This is a genomic window from Nitrospirota bacterium (assembly GCA_016219645.1).
Taxonomy (GTDB): Bacteria; Nitrospirota; Nitrospiria; order Nitrospirales; family Nitrospiraceae; genus Palsa-1315.
Genome location: JACRLR010000021.1, coordinates 74,542 through 90,062, shown reverse-complemented (window position 1 = coordinate 90,062; position 15,521 = coordinate 74,542). Strand labels below are relative to the sequence as shown.

The 15,521-nt window shown below is 55.8% G+C and carries 15 protein-coding genes; 12 read left to right on the top strand and 3 right to left on the bottom strand.

Annotation, left to right across the window (positions count from 1 at the left end):
- Nucleotides 1-55 precede the first annotated feature (55 nt).
- Both HZB34_10700 and HZB34_10695 read left to right on the top strand, forming a co-directional pair.
- Nucleotides 56-931: a hypothetical protein gene (locus HZB34_10700; protein ID MBI5316430.1), complete on the top strand. Its 876-nt coding sequence runs from the start codon at nt 56-58 to the stop codon at nt 929-931.
- 325 nt (nt 932-1,256) lie between these two features.
- Nucleotides 1,257-1,835 carry a DUF3332 family protein gene (locus HZB34_10695; protein ID MBI5316429.1) on the top strand — a complete coding sequence of 193 codons (579 nt, stop codon included), beginning with the start codon at nt 1,257-1,259 and terminating at the stop codon, nt 1,833-1,835.
- Between the two features lie 88 nt (nt 1,836-1,923).
- Here the strand turns inward: HZB34_10695 and HZB34_10690 are convergent, their stop codons facing one another.
- Complete coding sequence (locus tag HZB34_10690; protein ID MBI5316428.1) at nt 1,924-2,838, bottom strand: hypothetical protein; 915 nt, start codon at nt 2,836-2,838, stop codon at nt 1,924-1,926.
- Nucleotides 2,839-3,278: 440 nt separating this feature from the next.
- Between HZB34_10690 and HZB34_10685 the strand changes: the two genes are divergently transcribed.
- The 7 genes from HZB34_10685 to HZB34_10655 all read left to right on the top strand — a co-directional run bounded on the left by HZB34_10685 (nt 3,279) and on the right by HZB34_10655 (nt 9,850).
- Nucleotides 3,279-3,731 carry a PEGA domain-containing protein gene (locus HZB34_10685; protein MBI5316427.1) on the top strand — a complete coding sequence of 151 codons (453 nt, stop codon included), beginning with the start codon at nt 3,279-3,281 and terminating at the stop codon, nt 3,729-3,731.
- Nucleotides 3,732-3,960: 229 nt separating this feature from the next.
- Complete coding sequence (locus HZB34_10680; protein MBI5316426.1) at nt 3,961-4,470, top strand: DUF3015 domain-containing protein; 510 nt, start codon at nt 3,961-3,963, stop codon at nt 4,468-4,470.
- 22 nt (nt 4,471-4,492) lie between these two features.
- Nucleotides 4,493-6,436, top strand: a complete 1,944-nt coding sequence (locus tag HZB34_10675; protein ID MBI5316425.1) for a DUF4105 domain-containing protein — start codon at nt 4,493-4,495, stop codon at nt 6,434-6,436.
- 155 nt (nt 6,437-6,591) lie between these two features.
- Entirely contained in the window at nt 6,592-6,918 is a 327-nt protein-coding gene (locus HZB34_10670) for a TRL-like protein family (protein ID MBI5316424.1), read from the top strand.
- 103 nt (nt 6,919-7,021) lie between these two features.
- Entirely contained in the window at nt 7,022-7,675 is a 654-nt protein-coding gene (locus tag HZB34_10665; GenBank protein ID MBI5316423.1) for a hypothetical protein, read from the top strand.
- A 229-nt stretch (nt 7,676-7,904) separates the two neighbouring features.
- The gene (locus tag HZB34_10660) at nt 7,905-8,666 is read left to right on the top strand and encodes an alpha/beta hydrolase (protein ID MBI5316422.1); all 762 of its coding nucleotides are present in this window, start codon (nt 7,905-7,907) and stop codon (nt 8,664-8,666) included.
- 308 nt (nt 8,667-8,974) lie between these two features.
- A complete protein-coding gene (locus HZB34_10655) occupies nt 8,975-9,850 on the top strand; it encodes a VacJ family lipoprotein (GenBank protein MBI5316421.1) in 876 nt (291 codons plus the stop codon).
- 103 nt (nt 9,851-9,953) lie between these two features.
- Here HZB34_10655 and HZB34_10650 read toward each other — a convergent pair whose 3' ends face one another.
- Both HZB34_10650 and tdh read right to left on the bottom strand, forming a co-directional pair.
- Nucleotides 9,954-11,144: a glycine C-acetyltransferase gene (locus HZB34_10650; protein MBI5316420.1), complete on the bottom strand. Its 1,191-nt coding sequence runs from the start codon at nt 11,142-11,144 to the stop codon at nt 9,954-9,956.
- 103 nt (nt 11,145-11,247) lie between these two features.
- Nucleotides 11,248-12,282, bottom strand: coding sequence for an L-threonine 3-dehydrogenase (tdh, locus tag HZB34_10645; GenBank protein MBI5316419.1), 1,035 nt, complete (start codon nt 12,280-12,282; stop codon nt 11,248-11,250).
- A gap of 315 nt (nt 12,283-12,597) precedes the next feature.
- Here tdh and HZB34_10640 point away from each other — a divergent pair, with 315 nt between their 5' ends.
- The 3 genes from HZB34_10640 to HZB34_10630 all read left to right on the top strand — a co-directional run bounded on the left by HZB34_10640 (nt 12,598) and on the right by HZB34_10630 (nt 15,342).
- On the top strand, nt 12,598-13,566 hold the full coding sequence (locus HZB34_10640) for an energy transducer TonB (GenBank protein ID MBI5316418.1): 969 nt from the start codon (nt 12,598-12,600) through the stop codon (nt 13,564-13,566).
- A gap of 11 nt (nt 13,567-13,577) precedes the next feature.
- Complete coding sequence (locus HZB34_10635; GenBank protein MBI5316417.1) at nt 13,578-14,177, top strand: polyisoprenoid-binding protein; 600 nt, start codon at nt 13,578-13,580, stop codon at nt 14,175-14,177.
- Nucleotides 14,178-14,337: 160 nt separating this feature from the next.
- Entirely contained in the window at nt 14,338-15,342 is a 1,005-nt protein-coding gene (locus tag HZB34_10630) for a zinc-dependent alcohol dehydrogenase family protein (protein ID MBI5316416.1), read from the top strand.
- Nucleotides 15,343-15,521 lie beyond the last annotated feature (179 nt).

The window sequence follows — 15,521 nt, the reverse complement described above, 5'->3', positions numbered from 1 at the left end:
TCTACCTGAGTAGTTAGCATAGACGGTGTGAGTATCTTTGAAGACCGAGGCGACTGTGGAAAAGCATTTGACAGAAGAGCAGCACTGGGATCTGTTTCAGCGTCTTTTCCCGAACGGGCTTCATGATCCGTCTCTGGTACAGAAACTGGCGCCCAAGGGATGGGAGCGGTCTCCGCTGGTGCTCGTATATCACCCGACGGCGGAGCAGGTGTATGAAGAAACGTTGCGGCTTCGTGACAATCTCAGGCGGTTGAGGAGGAGGACGTCGCCGCCTGAAGAGGAACCGCAGATCATGCTCGACGCTCTCCGCCGAGAGATGCCGGTTGATGCGCCGAAACCAACCAAGGAGTGCGCTGACCTGCTGGGCTGCTGCTTGTGGGATGTGTTCGCCGACAACCATGATGTGTGCACCGACAAGGGTGCGCTCGTCGATCTGGGATCTTTCCGCGCCGCGGCCGGCTTCATTGCGGACTTTCGACATCGCCGGAGCCACTCCGAGGCACGGCTCACCGAGCGCAGAGATTACATCGAATTCTACCTTGGCACCTGGATGGTCCGGCACCGCGCAGATCTGACGCCGGTCTACGAACTGATCTTTCGTCGTATGCAGCAACTCGGCTTGGATTGGCGGTATGTCCACCCGCGGCTCATGCTTGTGGACCTTCGTCCGCTCCATGAGGCGTTGGAGAGCGAGAACGTTCCAGAAGCGGTCAGGTACGATCCAACGGAGAACTACTGGCGCGAGCGAAGAGAAGCGGCGCGTGATGCCGAGGTGGCCGATCTCCAGCGGAACCTGGATGAGGCCTACAAGGAATCCGTGGAGGAAGCCCGACACGATCTGCCTCCGGCCACGGTGCGTGCGTATCAGCAGGTGTACGGTCGCTTCCCTGCCGGCTGGCCTCCTGAAGGCGAGGGCGAGAATAGCAGTTAACCCCAAGGCGACACGGGAGAGGAAGATGGGGTCAGCTTCTTGACCTTGCATTCAAAGGGTATCAGTGCTTGGCAGAAAAGTGCGAGGTCAAGAACTGACCCCTCTGGCTCCTCTCTTGGCGTCTCGGCGGTTTCGTCGCGAACCCTCGTGAATAATGCGGGCTAGGGTCCGCCGGCCCTAAGCGGTTCTCACTCCCACGCGGGATCGGCCTTCTGACCATTCGGAAGGGAAAGGTCCTACCCAAGCTGATTCGCTTGAGCGATAATGCGAATCAGCAAAATAGATCCACAGATGTGAAGTTGCCCAAGAAGAAAGGAGAGACGGCATGAAGGGAAACACGTTGAGTAAGAGGATTGTCGCGACGATAGTGGTGGGAAGTTTCCTGACGGTCACGACGGGCTGTTACGGATCGTTCAATCTGACCAGAGGGGTCTACCACTGGAACAGCAGCATCAGAGGCAGCAGCGAAGTGAGCGAGAAGTGGATGAAGGAATTCGTCTTCTTCGGCATGATCATCATTCCGGTGTATATGTTCTCAGCGCTGCTCGACGCCTTTATCTTCAATTCCATTCAGTTCTGGACCGGGAGCAATCCCGTCAAGGCCGACGATGCGGGAGGCGATGGAGGGACCCGCATCGTCCGGCTGGGTGGGCTCACTGTGACGATGGCCGAGAGTGATCGAGGCACGGCGGTGACCTATGAACGAAACGGAATCGTCGAACGGCGGGCCATAATCGAAACGAGCGAGACTGGCTATCGTTTGATCGATGAGACCGGAGCCTCGCTCGCGGAGGCGGAAAAGGGACAGGATGGGAGCGTCACTCTCCTCGATCACGACTGCCAGGTGGTCAAACAATGGACCAGTGATCAACTGGTGGCACTGGCGGGAGAGGCCAAGTACTGAGAAGAATCTCATGGTTCAGGGAGGCGGTTTCAGGAATGCTGGTTAGGGGGATTCTTGCGGCGGAAACGTTTGCCATGCAGGCTCCTGTTCATCGTATTAACTTCTCAACTGAAGCTCTGGGAATTAGAATTGATCCTACCCCAACAACTTCTGCCGTCTCTACCGCCACACTTCTGACGTTCACTTCTATAGAATCCAGGCCCATCTCTGCATACGTGCCCATAATCACCGCATCAACACCGAGAAGACTTCCAATTCTCTTTACCGATGCATCATCGAACATGGCCCTCAAAGATAAATGTTGCTCATCCATGACCCTTTGCAACTGTGGACGTTCAATCACTTTCGCCGAGGAGGTCATGTAGACTTGGTTCGTAAGCTTGTCTGTCAGATAGTTGCCAAGGGGTGTGTTCGCATTCTGGGCAGCGTCAGCCAGAGGCAAGATGGCAAGCCGAGAAATAGGATGCCTCTTCATGCCAATTGAAAGCTGGTCTGCCAAGTCTTTGAACTGTGCCTGCATAGGTCCGAGATTAACTGCATGAAGCCTTGTCTCAATAGGCGTCACCGGCATCTCTGGAGCAATCTCATTGATTCCTGCCACACGTCCGTCTACTCCATAGTAGATAGGGAGACGTTTCTTCTCACCAGTCATCAGTTCTGCCGGAGTGAGAATGATCTCAGCGATTCCCAACGTCACCAAGTCATAGATTAGATACATACCAGCTCGAGCTGAACTGGGTTCATTATTGACTTCGTACTCGTAAATGTCAGTCCGCGCTCCATAGCTGGTCGGGTGCGACTCTTTAGGCTGACCCAATTCCAGTTCGACCTCTCCCCTGGTTGAGCCAACGTGCAGGCTTTGCAGATTCGGATCCCTATGCCCACTGAGCGCCATGCCGATCGAACATCCGCTTAGAGTACTTGTCAGCGCAAGACCGGCCATGAGTCTCACGACATACTTGTAGGGACGGTATTCCATCATGCTCTCAGGTGTGGTCTTCACCAGGGGGTCAAAGATGCATTGATCGCACAGGGGATCGCGGTGGGGACGAACCGAGAAGAGCATAGGAGCCTCGTAGGGAGGCGTATTGTAGGAAGGCGTCACGGAAAAGTGCAAGGACCAAGAGAGGAAATGCTGGTATCCGAAGGGAAGTGGTGGTGTTCAAGCTTATTATAGTTGACACTGTTGTTTATGGAAGACTGGGGAGCATGAAGAACAGGATTGAGTGAGGTTCACAGTTGATCGGAGGACGTTGACAATTCAAGAATCTATCCATAAGTTGTTAACCTCTTGCAATCACGCATTTTAGAAGTCCCCTTAGCAGGAACGAAAATAAGAGGAGAAGCATGAGAGGCCTATTGTGCCTGACCGTAATGGGAATAGTCTTTGCTGGTTGCACGAGCGCAGTCTCCCCGGCTAACAAAGGGGGGATGGACCAGAAAATGAGGATTACGTCAGATCCTCCCGGTGCAGAGGTTTTTCTCATGGGCTCCATACCTCTCGGCGAGACTCCACTTCTGGATGTAACGATTGAACGGGCTCAGAATCCGTTCGTGACGCTAAAGAAAGAAGGATATGAAGACCACAATCTCCTCCTGAGACGTCACTATCACGTCGTGCTGAATCCGAGGAAGGCTTCCCCTGAACAAAGAAAGCAGTTTGCACGATTTAAGACAGTGAGGAATCTCACAGTGATGGGTTATCCAGAGGTTCAACAAAATTTGGCCGTTGGGCAGGGAGAATATCTCGCGAGTCTATTGATAACGTTGAGGGTGCCAGAACCTGAGCAAGGCAATGCGATACGTCAGTTACGGGAGTTGATAGCGGATTCAGCGGACCCATTAGATTTTTCGGATAAGGTTCTCGATCGTTTTCATGTGGCACGGTTCTGGTGAAACAGGCCGGACTTAGCGCCTTGAAATGTTGAGGCGGAGCCCCACGGCTTCATAGCCGTAGCTTCCTGCGTAGACGGGTGAAGAAATACGTTGCGTGAGGATCCATTCGTAGAAGCGTGGGAAAGCGACGGGTATTTTTTCTCACCAGAACGTTCTGTTTCGGCTATAATGCGCCCGTCGCATCTTACGAGCAACGGGGAACTATCCACTCACACAAGGAGGAGGGCTTATGGTCAAGAAAGTAATCATGCTATCGGTCGCGGCACTCTTTGGTATGCAGGCAGGCCTCGCAATGGCGGCCAATCCAGACACTGGCCCTGGCTGCGGGCTGGGCAAGCTCGCGTGGGCTGATTATGCGCACCAAAAAAACATCGCGCCGCAGGTGATGATGGCCACTACGAATGGTACGTTCGGGAGTGCGACTTTTGGGATCAGCAGCGGAACATCAGGCTGTACGAACGACGGAAAGGTGATGGCTGAGCACAAGACGACATTGTTCGCTGAGCTCAATTTTGAAAACCTGTCCCAGGAAATGGCACAAGGCCAGGGCGAGCATCTCGCATCACTCGCTACCTTAATGGGTGTGCCGGTTGAGCAACAGACCGCGTTCTTTGCTATGACTCAGGAGCGGTACACCTACTTGGTCAAGGCGGGGGAAGCTTCACCAGTCGCAATGGTGAAAGCAATCAACGACGCAATTGCCGCGCATCCAGTCCTTGCCCAGGCTTCAGCTCGCTAATAATCGACACAGGGCTTCGACCATGAGGTCGAAGCCCTGTGTCTTTCCGGCCCGCTGCTTGTATATCGCTCTACTGTTGTTCACTTTGCTTCTCGCCCCAGTCTTGCCGGTTGATGCTGGTGTGTCTCCCGATAATGCATACCTTGTCGAATTGATCGACAAGGGTCTGCAGGCCAAGCTCGCCAGCGAGCGAGAGTGGCATCTTCTGCTCCACTATAGAGAAAATCTTTTCGGGGGCCATACCAGTGAGCAGGACGACCCGGGATTTTTCATGTCGCCCGATGGGAAAACCGATCCACAGGCAGAACTCGTCGCGACGCTGAGGCAATTCTTCTCCGAGGAACTCATTGGGCGCTCGAAGCAGACGGCTCAATGCGCCTTTATCGCCCGGTACCACTGGTTGCGGGAACGGTTGCAATTCGACGATTCCCGTTTGCCGAAGATGGCATGCGAACGGTTTGACCGCTGGTTCAATGACTTTGAGGCCCAATCGATCACGCTCATTTTCCCCTCTGCCTACTTGAACAATCCCGCATCCATGTTCGGTCACACTTTTCTTCGAATTGATCAGAGGGGCCAGACCGAACAGACCAGAATTCTGGCCTATACGATCAATTATGCGGCGTACGTACCTCCTGACGCTGGAATAGCCTATCCGATCCGTGGCATTTTCGGCGGGTACAGCGGATACTTCTCGACGTATCCTTACTATTTGAAGGTACAGGAATATCGGGACATCGAAAATCGGGATATCTGGGAATATCGCCTCAATTTCTCGGAACATCAAGTACGGCGGCTGCTGATGCACTCGTGGGAAATGGGGAATGCCTCCTTTGACTATTTTTTCTTCAAAGAGAACTGCTCCTACCATCTCCTGGCGCTTCTCGATTATGCCGATCCCACCCTACATCTCACCGACGAATTTCTTGTGTGGACCGTTCCTGCCGACACAGTCCGGCTGATTGCCTCGAAGCCCGGGTTGGTTTCTGACATCGCCTATCGGCCCTCCCGCAGCAACGTGATCCGTCGGAAGCGTGAATCTTTGCCGGGAAGTGAACGAGAACTGGCGCATCGGATCACGCAAGATCTCGGTGAACTCACCACACCCACGTTTGCCCAATTGGGTCTGGCGAAGCAGGCGTTTCTGCTTGATCTTGCGTCGGACTATCTCCGGTATCGGGTCGAGACGACCGATTCCCCGCCGCCCGAGTTGAAGGAGCGAAACCGGGCAATCCTGACTGCCCGCAGCCAACTCCGAATTCCATCTCCGGAGTTCAAGGTGGTGCCCTTTGCGAAACAACCGGAGTTGGGGCACAAGACGTCCCGCACCACGGTGGGCGCCGGCTGGCGGAATGACGATACCTTCGAGGAAATCTCGGTGCGGGCCGGCTATCACGATCTACTCGATCCGGAGGTCGGGTATACGCCGGATGCGCAGATTGAGCTGGCTTCAATAAGCTTGCGTCACTACAACCGCGTCGATCAGACGAGGGTTGAACGGGCGACACTGGCCAATGTCATGTCCCTCTCACCGATTGACTCGGTCTTTCATGCACCATCGTGGAAGATCAATATGGGCATGAATACGATTCGTTTCGGCGACTGTCAGCTCTGCAGCAACGGTGTGGTCAATGGCGGCATCGGAGCGGCGGTGGAATCTCACTGGCTGAAACGGGAAGTCTTCTTCGCCTTTGCAGAAGCAGAAGCGAACTACAGCAATGCGTATGATGAACGACATCGAATCGGTGGTGGAAGTACCGTGGGTATGTTGACGGATCTGACAGATCGATGGAAACTCATGGCGACCGGTTCGTACTTGGGATATGTACTTGGAGACAAGTCCGATGACATCAGGTGGTTTGTCGGGTCGCGTTATACGTTGAGTCAGAACTGGGCGCTCAGGCTCGACTACAACCACCGCGACCGCGACAACGATGTGGTCTTCAGCATGCAGGCGTTCTTCTGAGCGCCTCGACCTCGCCGTCTCGGAAGTCATCGTTTTATCGTTGACATCTTTCCAATACTGTATATACTCGCGCCCATAGTACTGCTACGTACTGAGATGGATACTCAGATTGCTCGCTAACAAGCTCCGGACTCTAACCATCACAAGGAGGATTCATGAAGCAGATAAAAGTTGCGTTGGCACTCGTAGGAATTACGGCGGCAGCGTTTAGCCTGGCTGCCTGTCAGATCGTCGCCTCACCGATGGCTGGTACAACTTTCAACGAGACGAAGTACGGAAACATCGCCACGGCTGAAACCGCTACCACCAAGGAGGGTAAAGCCTGCGGTACGTCGATTCTGGGGGCGTTTGCCCAGGGTGATGCGAGTATCGTTGCTGCCAAAGCCAATGGTGGAATCACGAAAGTCACGTCAGTGGATCATTACGCCAAGAACATCTTGGGGATCTACGGCGAATGGTGCACGATCGTCAAGGGCAACTGATTCTCGAACATCCGCAATCGAAGGGGCCTTTGGGGTAGAAGCCCCAGAGGCCCTTTTATTTTGGCCGGCGCTGCTGACCAAAGTGCGGTAGGGTAGGCTCGAGATGTGGTCATTCCCATTGGCGCTCCCTGTTTTCTTCTCGTTGTCGCTTGCCCTCATGATTGTATTGCTGCAACCCGGCTGGGTTGCAGCCGCTGAGACCGCCGACGTAGATGTTGGCCTGTACGCACTGGGGGCATTTCCATCAGATCAAGGCCTCGTTGCCCAGGGGGGCAACTCCTCGGATGCCAGGATTGCCGATGGGGCTGGAGCCGGTATCAAAGCCGCGGTGTTCCCGCACTATTTTGGAAACATCGTCGGGGTCGGATTGGAGTTTTTCGGTCACGGGAGTGAGATTACATTTTCTTCGTCGGCGCCCACAGGGCCTACTGCTAGTACAAACCTCTGGGTCTTCAATTCGACGGTGAATTTGACTCTTCGCTACCCCGGGAAGGCGTTTGTCCCTTACATCGGGGTCGGGGGTGGTTATTCGAGCGGAGTGCTCACCCATGCCAACATTCCTGGTCGTTCGGACCGTGACTTTGAAGGTTCATGGACGTTGAGCTATCAATTCTTTGGCGGACTGCAAGGCAATCTGACTGAAAAGGTGTTTCTGTTCAGCGAGTACAAATACCTCTCGGCCGACTACCACTGGAAGGAACTCGCGCTGGATTTCCGCTCCCAGTATGCCTTGTTCGGCATCGGGCTGCGTTTCTAGCAGGATGCTGAAAAAGTCCGCCAGCATCGTTCTCGCTTCTCTCAGAGGCTCAACGTACCGAAGCGTACGCCTCGCCTCTTCGCTCGCTGCGGCCTTGCTGGACAGCCTTTTTGAGCATCCTGAGGCTTTTGTGGCATCAACGCCATTCCGTGATGTTCCAACGGTGTGTTATGTATGAACCGAGTGTTTCAGCAGCCTGCTAAATCGGCGTTCTCCAAAGTAAGGCACGATGGGCATCCTTGACCAATTCTTCGTCTATCACCCAGACCCCTGGAAGGATCAGGATTGGAAGGTCCGCAGCAGCTTGCCTCTGGAAGAGGTCTGGTTTCAGTCGGGGGACGGGACGAAGCTGTTCGGCTGGTATGTGGAGGCGCAGGCAGATCGTCCGATCATACTCTGGTGTCATGGCAACGCGGGGAACATCATCAATCGGCTGGAGAATTTGCGCGAACTCTACCGGATCGGATTGTCTGTCTTCATTTTCGACTATCGCGGGTATGGGCGCAGCCAAGGGTCTCCTTCTGAAGAGGGGCTCTATCAGGATGCGATCGGGGCGCATGATTATCTCACGCGAACCAGAATGATTCGTCCGGAGCGCGTCATCATCTTCGGACGTTCACTCGGCGCGGCTGTTGCAGGGGAACTTGCCACGCAGAAGCCTGCCGCTGGATTGATTCTCGAATCGGCGTTTGCGTCCATCGAAGCGGTGGCCAAGTTCCATTACGGGGGACTGCCGGTCCATTGGCTGCTCGGGGCAGGCTTCAAATTAATCGATCGCCTTCCGTATCTCTCGTTGCCGAAGCTGATTATTCACGGCGACAAGGACGACATCATCCCCATCGAGTTGGGCCGGCAGGTCTTCGAGGCAGCCAAGCCACCCAAATTCTTCTACGTCATTGCCGGCGCGGACCATAACAACACCTACCAGGTCGGAGGCGCGGCCTATTTCAAACGGTGGTCTGAATTTGTCCAGACCGCCCTCCAATCCTAGTCTGCGGTCGCGCAGGCGCGCTTCACGCGCCCCTTGTGCATGATGTCTCAAAAAGTGATTGGCGAGCGCACGCGCCATTTGGTAGAGTGCCCGACGGCTAAATTTGCGCGAGACTTGCGAGAAGAGCGAGACGGGCGAAGCGCGCAGAGAGTGACGCGTATCTCGTGAAGCGTGAAGCGTTGGAAGTAGGCGCAAAACATGGAGCGATCGATTCCGAAACGAAATACGCTTCACGCGCGAGAGCAAAGGGTCGTCGATTGCAGCAAGCGCGTTCATGAGGAAAGCAGGTTACTAAGGAGGCCGGGCTGATGATTCTCTGTCGTCTACTAGCGTTCGGTCTGCTGGGTTTCGTGATCGCGCTTGCCAGTGGTTGTGCCGGGAAATCCGGCACAGTGCTGCCACAGGGATTGAGTGACACGACGCTGGTGGCGGGCCAGGCTGCTGCGCCGGCCCCCTCGCCGCCGCCAGGCACCCAATCGGATGAACCGTTCGATCCCTTTGCCAGGGCCGGTGAGGGAGCTGGCGAGGAATATGATCCCTGGGAGCCAGTGAACTCCAACATCTTCGAGTTCAACCTCAAGCTCGATCGCTATGTGCTCAAGCCGGTGGCAAAGGGCTACAATTTTATTATGCCGGATCTGGCTCAGGTCGGGGTCAGCAACTTCTTCTATAACGTTCGCTTTGTCCCTCGTTTCCTGAACAATATCTTCCAGGGGAAGATGAAAGGCGCCGGTATCGAGTTGGGGCGGTTTGTGATCAACAGCACCGTCGGCATTGCAGGATTTATCGACGTTGCGAAAAAGATCGATCTGGTAACGCCGGAAGAGGATTTGGGACAGACACTGGGTTTCTACGGAGTCAAGCCGGGCCCCTACCTCGTGTTGCCGTTCCTGCCACCCTTCACCGTTCGGGATTTTGTGGGATTTGTCGGCGACGTGTTTCTCAACCCGATCAACTGGTTGGTCTTACCGATCATTGAAGTCGAGGGTGTACCCTCCGCAATCGACCACGAGGATCGTATGACGACGAGCATCATCCAGACCGGGTCCCGCGTGGGTGAGGTGATTAATGACCGGTCTCGGAATCTCGAAAAGTTTCAGGGAGTTGAGGAAGCGACGTTGGACCTCTATACAGCCGTCCGCAACGCCTATCTGCAGAAACGCTCCCAGGCAATCGCGGAATAACGAAGCCCGGTTTGTTTAGTTCATCTTGTTGGTCTGGTTTGTTTGGTTGTGAACGAGAGAAACCAGATGAACCAAATAGACCAAATAAACTAAACAAACATTTTTACCGTATCAGGCCCAGTTCCCGACCGACTGTGGCAAAGGCCGCGACGGCTCGCTCTAGCTGTGCCTGCGTATGGGCCGCCGACATCTGGACACGAATCCTTGCCTGACCTTCCGGCACAACCGGGTAACTGAACCCCACGACATAGATCCCTTCCTGCAATAGTCGATCTGCCATTTTGGTAGCGAGTGAGGCGTCACCCAGCAAAATCGGAATGATGGGATGCTCGCCGGGAATCAGTCGAAATCCCAGTGCAGTGAGTTGTGCGCGGAAAAAGGCCGCATTCTCTCGCAACCTGATCCGTAACTGGTCTCCTTGAGCCACGAGGACCACGGCCCGTCGGGCCGCTGCGGCAATGACCGGCGGGAGTGAGTTCGAAAACAAGTAGGGTCGCGACCTCTGCCGCAGCAGCTCGATGACTTCCTTCCGTCCGGTCGTAAACCCGCCTGTCGCGCCGCCCAATGTTTTTCCCAGCGTACTGGTGACGATCTCGATCCGATCGGCGACGCCGAAATGGTCCGGGGTGCCTCGCCCGTTGCGCCCGAGCACACCGGTCGCGTGACTGTCGTCCACGATCACCGCTGCATCATACCGATCCGCCAGCTCGACGATTCGATCGAGTTTCGCGAGATCGCCGTCCATGGAGAAGACTCCGTCCGTCGCAATCAAGCGAAGGCGACACGATACCGCCTCGCGCAGCTTGGTCTCCAGATCCTCCATATCGGAGTGCGTATAGCGGAGCCTGGTGGCCTTGCAGAGCCTGATGCCATCGATGAGGCTGGCGTGGTTCAAAGAGTCGCTGATGACGGCGTCTTGCTCCCCGAGAAGTACTTCAAAAAGTCCGCCGTTGGCGTCGAAGCAGGAACTATAGAGAATTGTGTCCTCGGTACCCAAAAAGGTGCTGAGTGCTTGTTCAAGTTGTATATGAAGATCCTGCGTGCCGCAGATGAACCGGACCGAGGCCATACCGTAGCCATGCTCTTGCAGTCCGGCAGCAGCGGCCTGTCTGATGTCGGAGTGGTTGGCGAGTCCCAGATAGTTGTTGGCGCAAAGATTGAGGACCTCACCTTGAGCCACACGAATCTCAGCCCCCTGCGGGCCAAGGATCTGTCGCTCGGATTTGTAGAGCCCCGCCGCGCGGATTTCTGCGAGTCGTTCTGAAATAGTTTGCTTGAGCGAGTGATACGCCATCTTTTTCGTGAAGCGTTAGGCGTCAGGGGTAAGGCGTGAAACGTGAAGCGCTGGCAAGAACGGAGCACGGGTTTCCATCACCTTACGCCTGACGCCTAACCCCTTACGGAATCAAGACCACTTTCCCGCATTGGCCTGAATTGATCAATTCGAATCCGCGCGCAAAGTCTCTCATCGGAAACGTATGGGTGATCACCGGCTTGATATTGAGTCCTGCCTGGAAGAGACCGGCCAAGCGATACCAGGTTTTGAAGAGCCGGCGGCCTGTCACCCCATACACGCGGATGCCTTTAAAAATAATTTCGTTTGGCAGGTCAAAACACACGGACCCGGTTGGAATACCAAAAAGCGTGACGCGACCTCCGTTCTTCACGGCATTGAAAGCCTGGTGTAGTGCGGTGGGGTTCCCCGACATTTCGAGCGAGGCGTCGACGCCCTCACCGCCGGTGATGTCACGAATGGCGGCGGCGATGCGGTCCGCCGTCTCGGTCTTGGCGTTGAGCGCATGATCGACGCCGACCTGGCGGGCAAGGTCCAGGCGATACGCGCTGGCATCCGTGGCAATGATCATGGCAGCCCCGGCTGTTCGTGCGACGGCAGCAGCGAAGAGTCCGGTCGGACCGCATCCAGTGATCAAGACCGTCTGTCCGGTGAGGTCTTCGACTAAGGCTGCGTCGACTGCGTTGCCGAGCGGTTCTTGAAGGCAGGCGAGTTCCGGTGGGAGGGTAGGCGAAGACTTCCAGAGCACCGTTTCGGGCAGGACCAGGTACTCTGCGAATGACCCGTCTCTATCGACCCCGAGAATACGGTAATTCTTACACACATGCGCCTGTCCGGTTCGACATTGGAAGCAGTGACCACATGTGAGATGCGACTCGGCGGCGACGTAATCTCCCGTCTTGACGAGCGTCACATCCGAGCCGACTTCCACGACTTCACCACACATTTCATGGCCGATGATGCGCGGCGGGTGGATACGGCTGTGCGCCCACGGATCCCAATTGTAGATATGGGCATCCGTCCCGCAGAGAGAGGTGGCCTTGACGCGAACGACCGCATCGGTGGGGCCTGGTTTCGGATCCGGCCTATCGGAGGCGGTCAACCCCGGTCCTGTCGATGTCTTCACGAGGGCTTGCATTATGTCATTGTATACCACTCGCTCGATCCCGCCTACCCTTCCTGGGGGTTGCGCCGGAATGAGCGAGATCGGTAGGATGCTGCCTATCAGGATGCTGAAAAAGTCCGCCAGCATCGTTCTCGCATCGCTCAGAGGCTCAACGTACCACAAGGGTACGCCTCGCCTCTTCGCTCGCTGCGGCCTTGCTGGACGGCCATTTTGAGCATCCTGCATGGGGTACCACTGTTATCCAAGACGCGCAGACCAGTGAAATTTACACGTACCCACAGAGTATTTCCACAGCCTGCTATCCATGCACTGCACTACCGAAATGTTATGTTGTTGGCAGGGGTCTGTTGTGCGGCGGTCGCCTGGCCTGGCCCCATCCTACCAGCACATGCCCAATCATCGTCGCAGACGGCTTCTTCATCCGGTCCCACGAAGCGGTGGGTTCAGTTCGAGTTGAGCCAGGCGGAGTCCATAGGGGACCCGCAACCGGGCAAGCCCGTCACGCTGACAATTTTCCTGAGAGGCGTGACTTCGAGCACAACTCCAGTGGTCGCGATCTGTGAATCGATTGCGTTTCGAGGTCAAACGGTCACTCTTGAGCCAGATGCAGAGTCGATGGCATTGAAAGGAACCGTCATGCTCGAACCAATTCTAATGAGTCGGACTACTGTCCCGCCCAGAGCGGCGCGAGTCCAAGTGACGTTTGCTCGGTCCCGCCAGGAGAAACTCGAACGGTTCATGCAACGGGTCGTGTATCTGACAATGGATCGCTCGGAGCCGGTGAATGAGAGTCATGAGTCGTCGCCTGTTCACCAGGAGGAGTCGCAAAGCGACATCGTCATCTTGCAAGAAGTACAATCGGACGTGGAGCCGGTAGCAACGGGTACTTTAGCCGAGGAGGATCTCGTCCCGTTTCCCTCATCAGGAGAGGGGGAAGCCTACTGGCAGTATGTGAGCCATCTCATCAGCCGAAGTTGGGCCCGCCAGGTCCGTGGAGTCAGGCATAGGCCAACCAGTGAAACGGTGAAGGTCCGTTTCAAATTGTTTCCCAACGGCCGCGCCCAGCTGATCGAGATTGAGAAAGGCTCCGGTGTGCGCGAAATCGATGAGGCTGGAATCTATGCGGTGGTCAATGCTCAACCGTTCCTGCCGTTCTCCAGCGAGCTGGGGGAGGGTGCAGTGGACGTGCACATCCGGATGCGAACCGGTAGTCGGGGACAGTCGCGCGACGTGCAGTCCGTCGGGATTCGGTCAACTGGCAAGTCTCATGCATTGGACCAGCCTTTGAAGAAGTAAGAGGAGGATTCATGCCGAAGATGTGGCTCATGCTTCTATGGCTTGGAGTGCTGGCGTGGTTTCCGCCTGCAGTTTACGCAGAACCGGCTCGTTGGAACCTGGATCATGAACATTCGACGATCGAGTTTCGCATCACCCACATGGTCGTCTCAAAAACTACGGGCCAATTCACAGACTATGCCGGCTACATCGACATGGATGCCGAAGACGGAACGGTGACGGCGATTGAAGCCACGATCAAAGCCGAGTCGGTGAACACCAATCACATAAAGCGGGACGCCCACTTGCGGAATGCCGAATTTTTAGACGTGAAACTGTATCCGACGATCACCTACAAGATGAAAAACTACAAGAAGACCTCAGAAGGCTTTACCGCTATGGGAGACCTGACACTGCACGGGGTGACGAAGGAAGTGCTCCTCACGGGCCGCTATAATGGGTCGACGAAAGACCCCTGGGGCAATACCAGGGCCGGCTTCAGCGCAGAGGGGAAACTCAATCGCAAAGACTTCGGGATGATCTGGAACAAGACATTGGATAATGGCGGGCTTGTTGTGGGCGATGAGGTCCAGATACGACTGGATGTCGAATGCATCAAAGCCAAACCCTAGCAGGCTGTTGAAAAAATCCGCCAGCTTCGTTCTCACTTCGCTCAGAGGCTCAACGTACCACAAGGGTACGCCTCGCCTCTTCGCTCGCTGCGGCCTTGCTGACGGCCTTTTTGAACAGCCTGCATCGTTTTGATCTCCTAGGGAGTCAAAGGCACTGATGATGAACGCGATGGTTCTGGATCATACAGCGGACGTGGGGACCTCCCCGCTACAGTTGCGGGAGATTCCAATACCTGAGCCGGGCCTCGGAGAAATTTTGGTCCGCGTCTCTGTCTGTGGAGTTTGCCGGACGGATCTTCATGTCATCGAAGGTGAGTTGCCAAACCCCGCGCTTCCGCTCATTCCTGGCCACCAGGCAGTCGGGATTGTCAGTCGGGTCGGCGTGGATGTGACTGAACGGAAAGTCGGCGAACGAGTCGGAATCGCCTGGCTGCAGCACACATGCGGCCTGTGCGAATTTTGTGCAGGCGGGCGAGAGAATCTCTGTGAGCATGCCAGATTCACCGGCTATCAGGTCGACGGCGGCTACGCAGAGTATGCGCTCATCCCGGCAGCGTTTGCCTATCCGATTCCGCCGGTGTTCAGTGATGAAGAAGCCGCTCCCCTCCTCTGTGCCGGGATCATTGGCTACCGGGCTCTGCGTCTGAGTGGAATCCAACCAGGCCAACGGCTCGGCCTCTATGGGTTTGGCGCATCCGCGCACATTGCCATTCAGATCGCTCGCCATTGGGGCTGTCAGGTCTATGTCAGTTCCTTGAAACCAGAGCATCAACGTCTGGCGCATAAGTTGGGCGCCGCATGGGTGGGTGGGGCGACGGACAGTCCGCCGGACAAGCTCCACAGCTCGATCATCTTTGCGCCGGCCGGTGAGTTGGTCCCGCCGGCCCTGCGTGCATTGGAACGAGGCGGCACGCTGGCCATTGCCGGTATTCACATGACGCCCATTCCCTCCCTCGACTACGATCGCGAGGTCTTTGGCGAGCGAACCATCCGAAGCGTCACGGCCAATACGAGGCAGGATGGCCTCGATCTGCTTCGGGAGGCTGCTGCGATTCCCATTAAACCCCACAGAGTTCTCTTCCCACTTGAAGAGGCCAACCGGGCATTGCAGGCTCTCAAGTCCGGATCATTTCAAGGCGCGGCGGTCCTTTCGATTTCCGGCTGACGCTGGCAAACCGGTCCCTCTGCTATGGTACAGTGAGCGGCAATGTCACGAGTCCTCGCGATCCGGCTTCTCGCGATAAGCGTTGGGGCCAATGCACCGACCTGGGCGTTGGAATTCACCGCCGATCGCATCACCAACATCGACGGTCGTACCGGCAAAGATGCCTCTTACTCTCTAAT

What these genes read in the sequence shown, in the direction of transcription:
- HZB34_10695 (MBI5316429.1), top strand. Translation starts at nt 1,257, where the DNA reads ATGAAGGGAAACACGTTGAGTAAGAGGATTGTCGCGACGATAGTGGTG.
- HZB34_10685 (MBI5316427.1), top strand. Translation starts at nt 3,279, where the DNA reads ATGAGGATTACGTCAGATCCTCCCGGTGCAGAGGTTTTTCTCATGGGC.
- HZB34_10680 (MBI5316426.1), top strand. Translation starts at nt 3,961, where the DNA reads ATGGTCAAGAAAGTAATCATGCTATCGGTCGCGGCACTCTTTGGTATG.
- HZB34_10675 (MBI5316425.1), top strand. Translation starts at nt 4,493, where the DNA reads ATGAGGTCGAAGCCCTGTGTCTTTCCGGCCCGCTGCTTGTATATCGCT.
- HZB34_10670 (MBI5316424.1), top strand. Translation starts at nt 6,592, where the DNA reads ATGAAGCAGATAAAAGTTGCGTTGGCACTCGTAGGAATTACGGCGGCA.
- HZB34_10665 (MBI5316423.1), top strand. Translation starts at nt 7,022, where the DNA reads ATGTGGTCATTCCCATTGGCGCTCCCTGTTTTCTTCTCGTTGTCGCTT.
- HZB34_10660 (MBI5316422.1), top strand. Translation starts at nt 7,905, where the DNA reads ATGGGCATCCTTGACCAATTCTTCGTCTATCACCCAGACCCCTGGAAG.
- HZB34_10655 (MBI5316421.1), top strand. Translation starts at nt 8,975, where the DNA reads ATGATTCTCTGTCGTCTACTAGCGTTCGGTCTGCTGGGTTTCGTGATC.
- HZB34_10650 (MBI5316420.1), bottom strand. Translation starts at nt 11,144, where the DNA reads ATGGCGTATCACTCGCTCAAGCAAACTATTTCAGAACGACTCGCAGAA.
- tdh (MBI5316419.1), bottom strand. Translation starts at nt 12,282, where the DNA reads ATGCAAGCCCTCGTGAAGACATCGACAGGACCGGGGTTGACCGCCTCC.
- HZB34_10640 (MBI5316418.1), top strand. Translation starts at nt 12,598, where the DNA reads ATGTTGTTGGCAGGGGTCTGTTGTGCGGCGGTCGCCTGGCCTGGCCCC.
- HZB34_10635 (MBI5316417.1), top strand. Translation starts at nt 13,578, where the DNA reads ATGCCGAAGATGTGGCTCATGCTTCTATGGCTTGGAGTGCTGGCGTGG.
- HZB34_10630 (MBI5316416.1), top strand. Translation starts at nt 14,338, where the DNA reads ATGAACGCGATGGTTCTGGATCATACAGCGGACGTGGGGACCTCCCCG.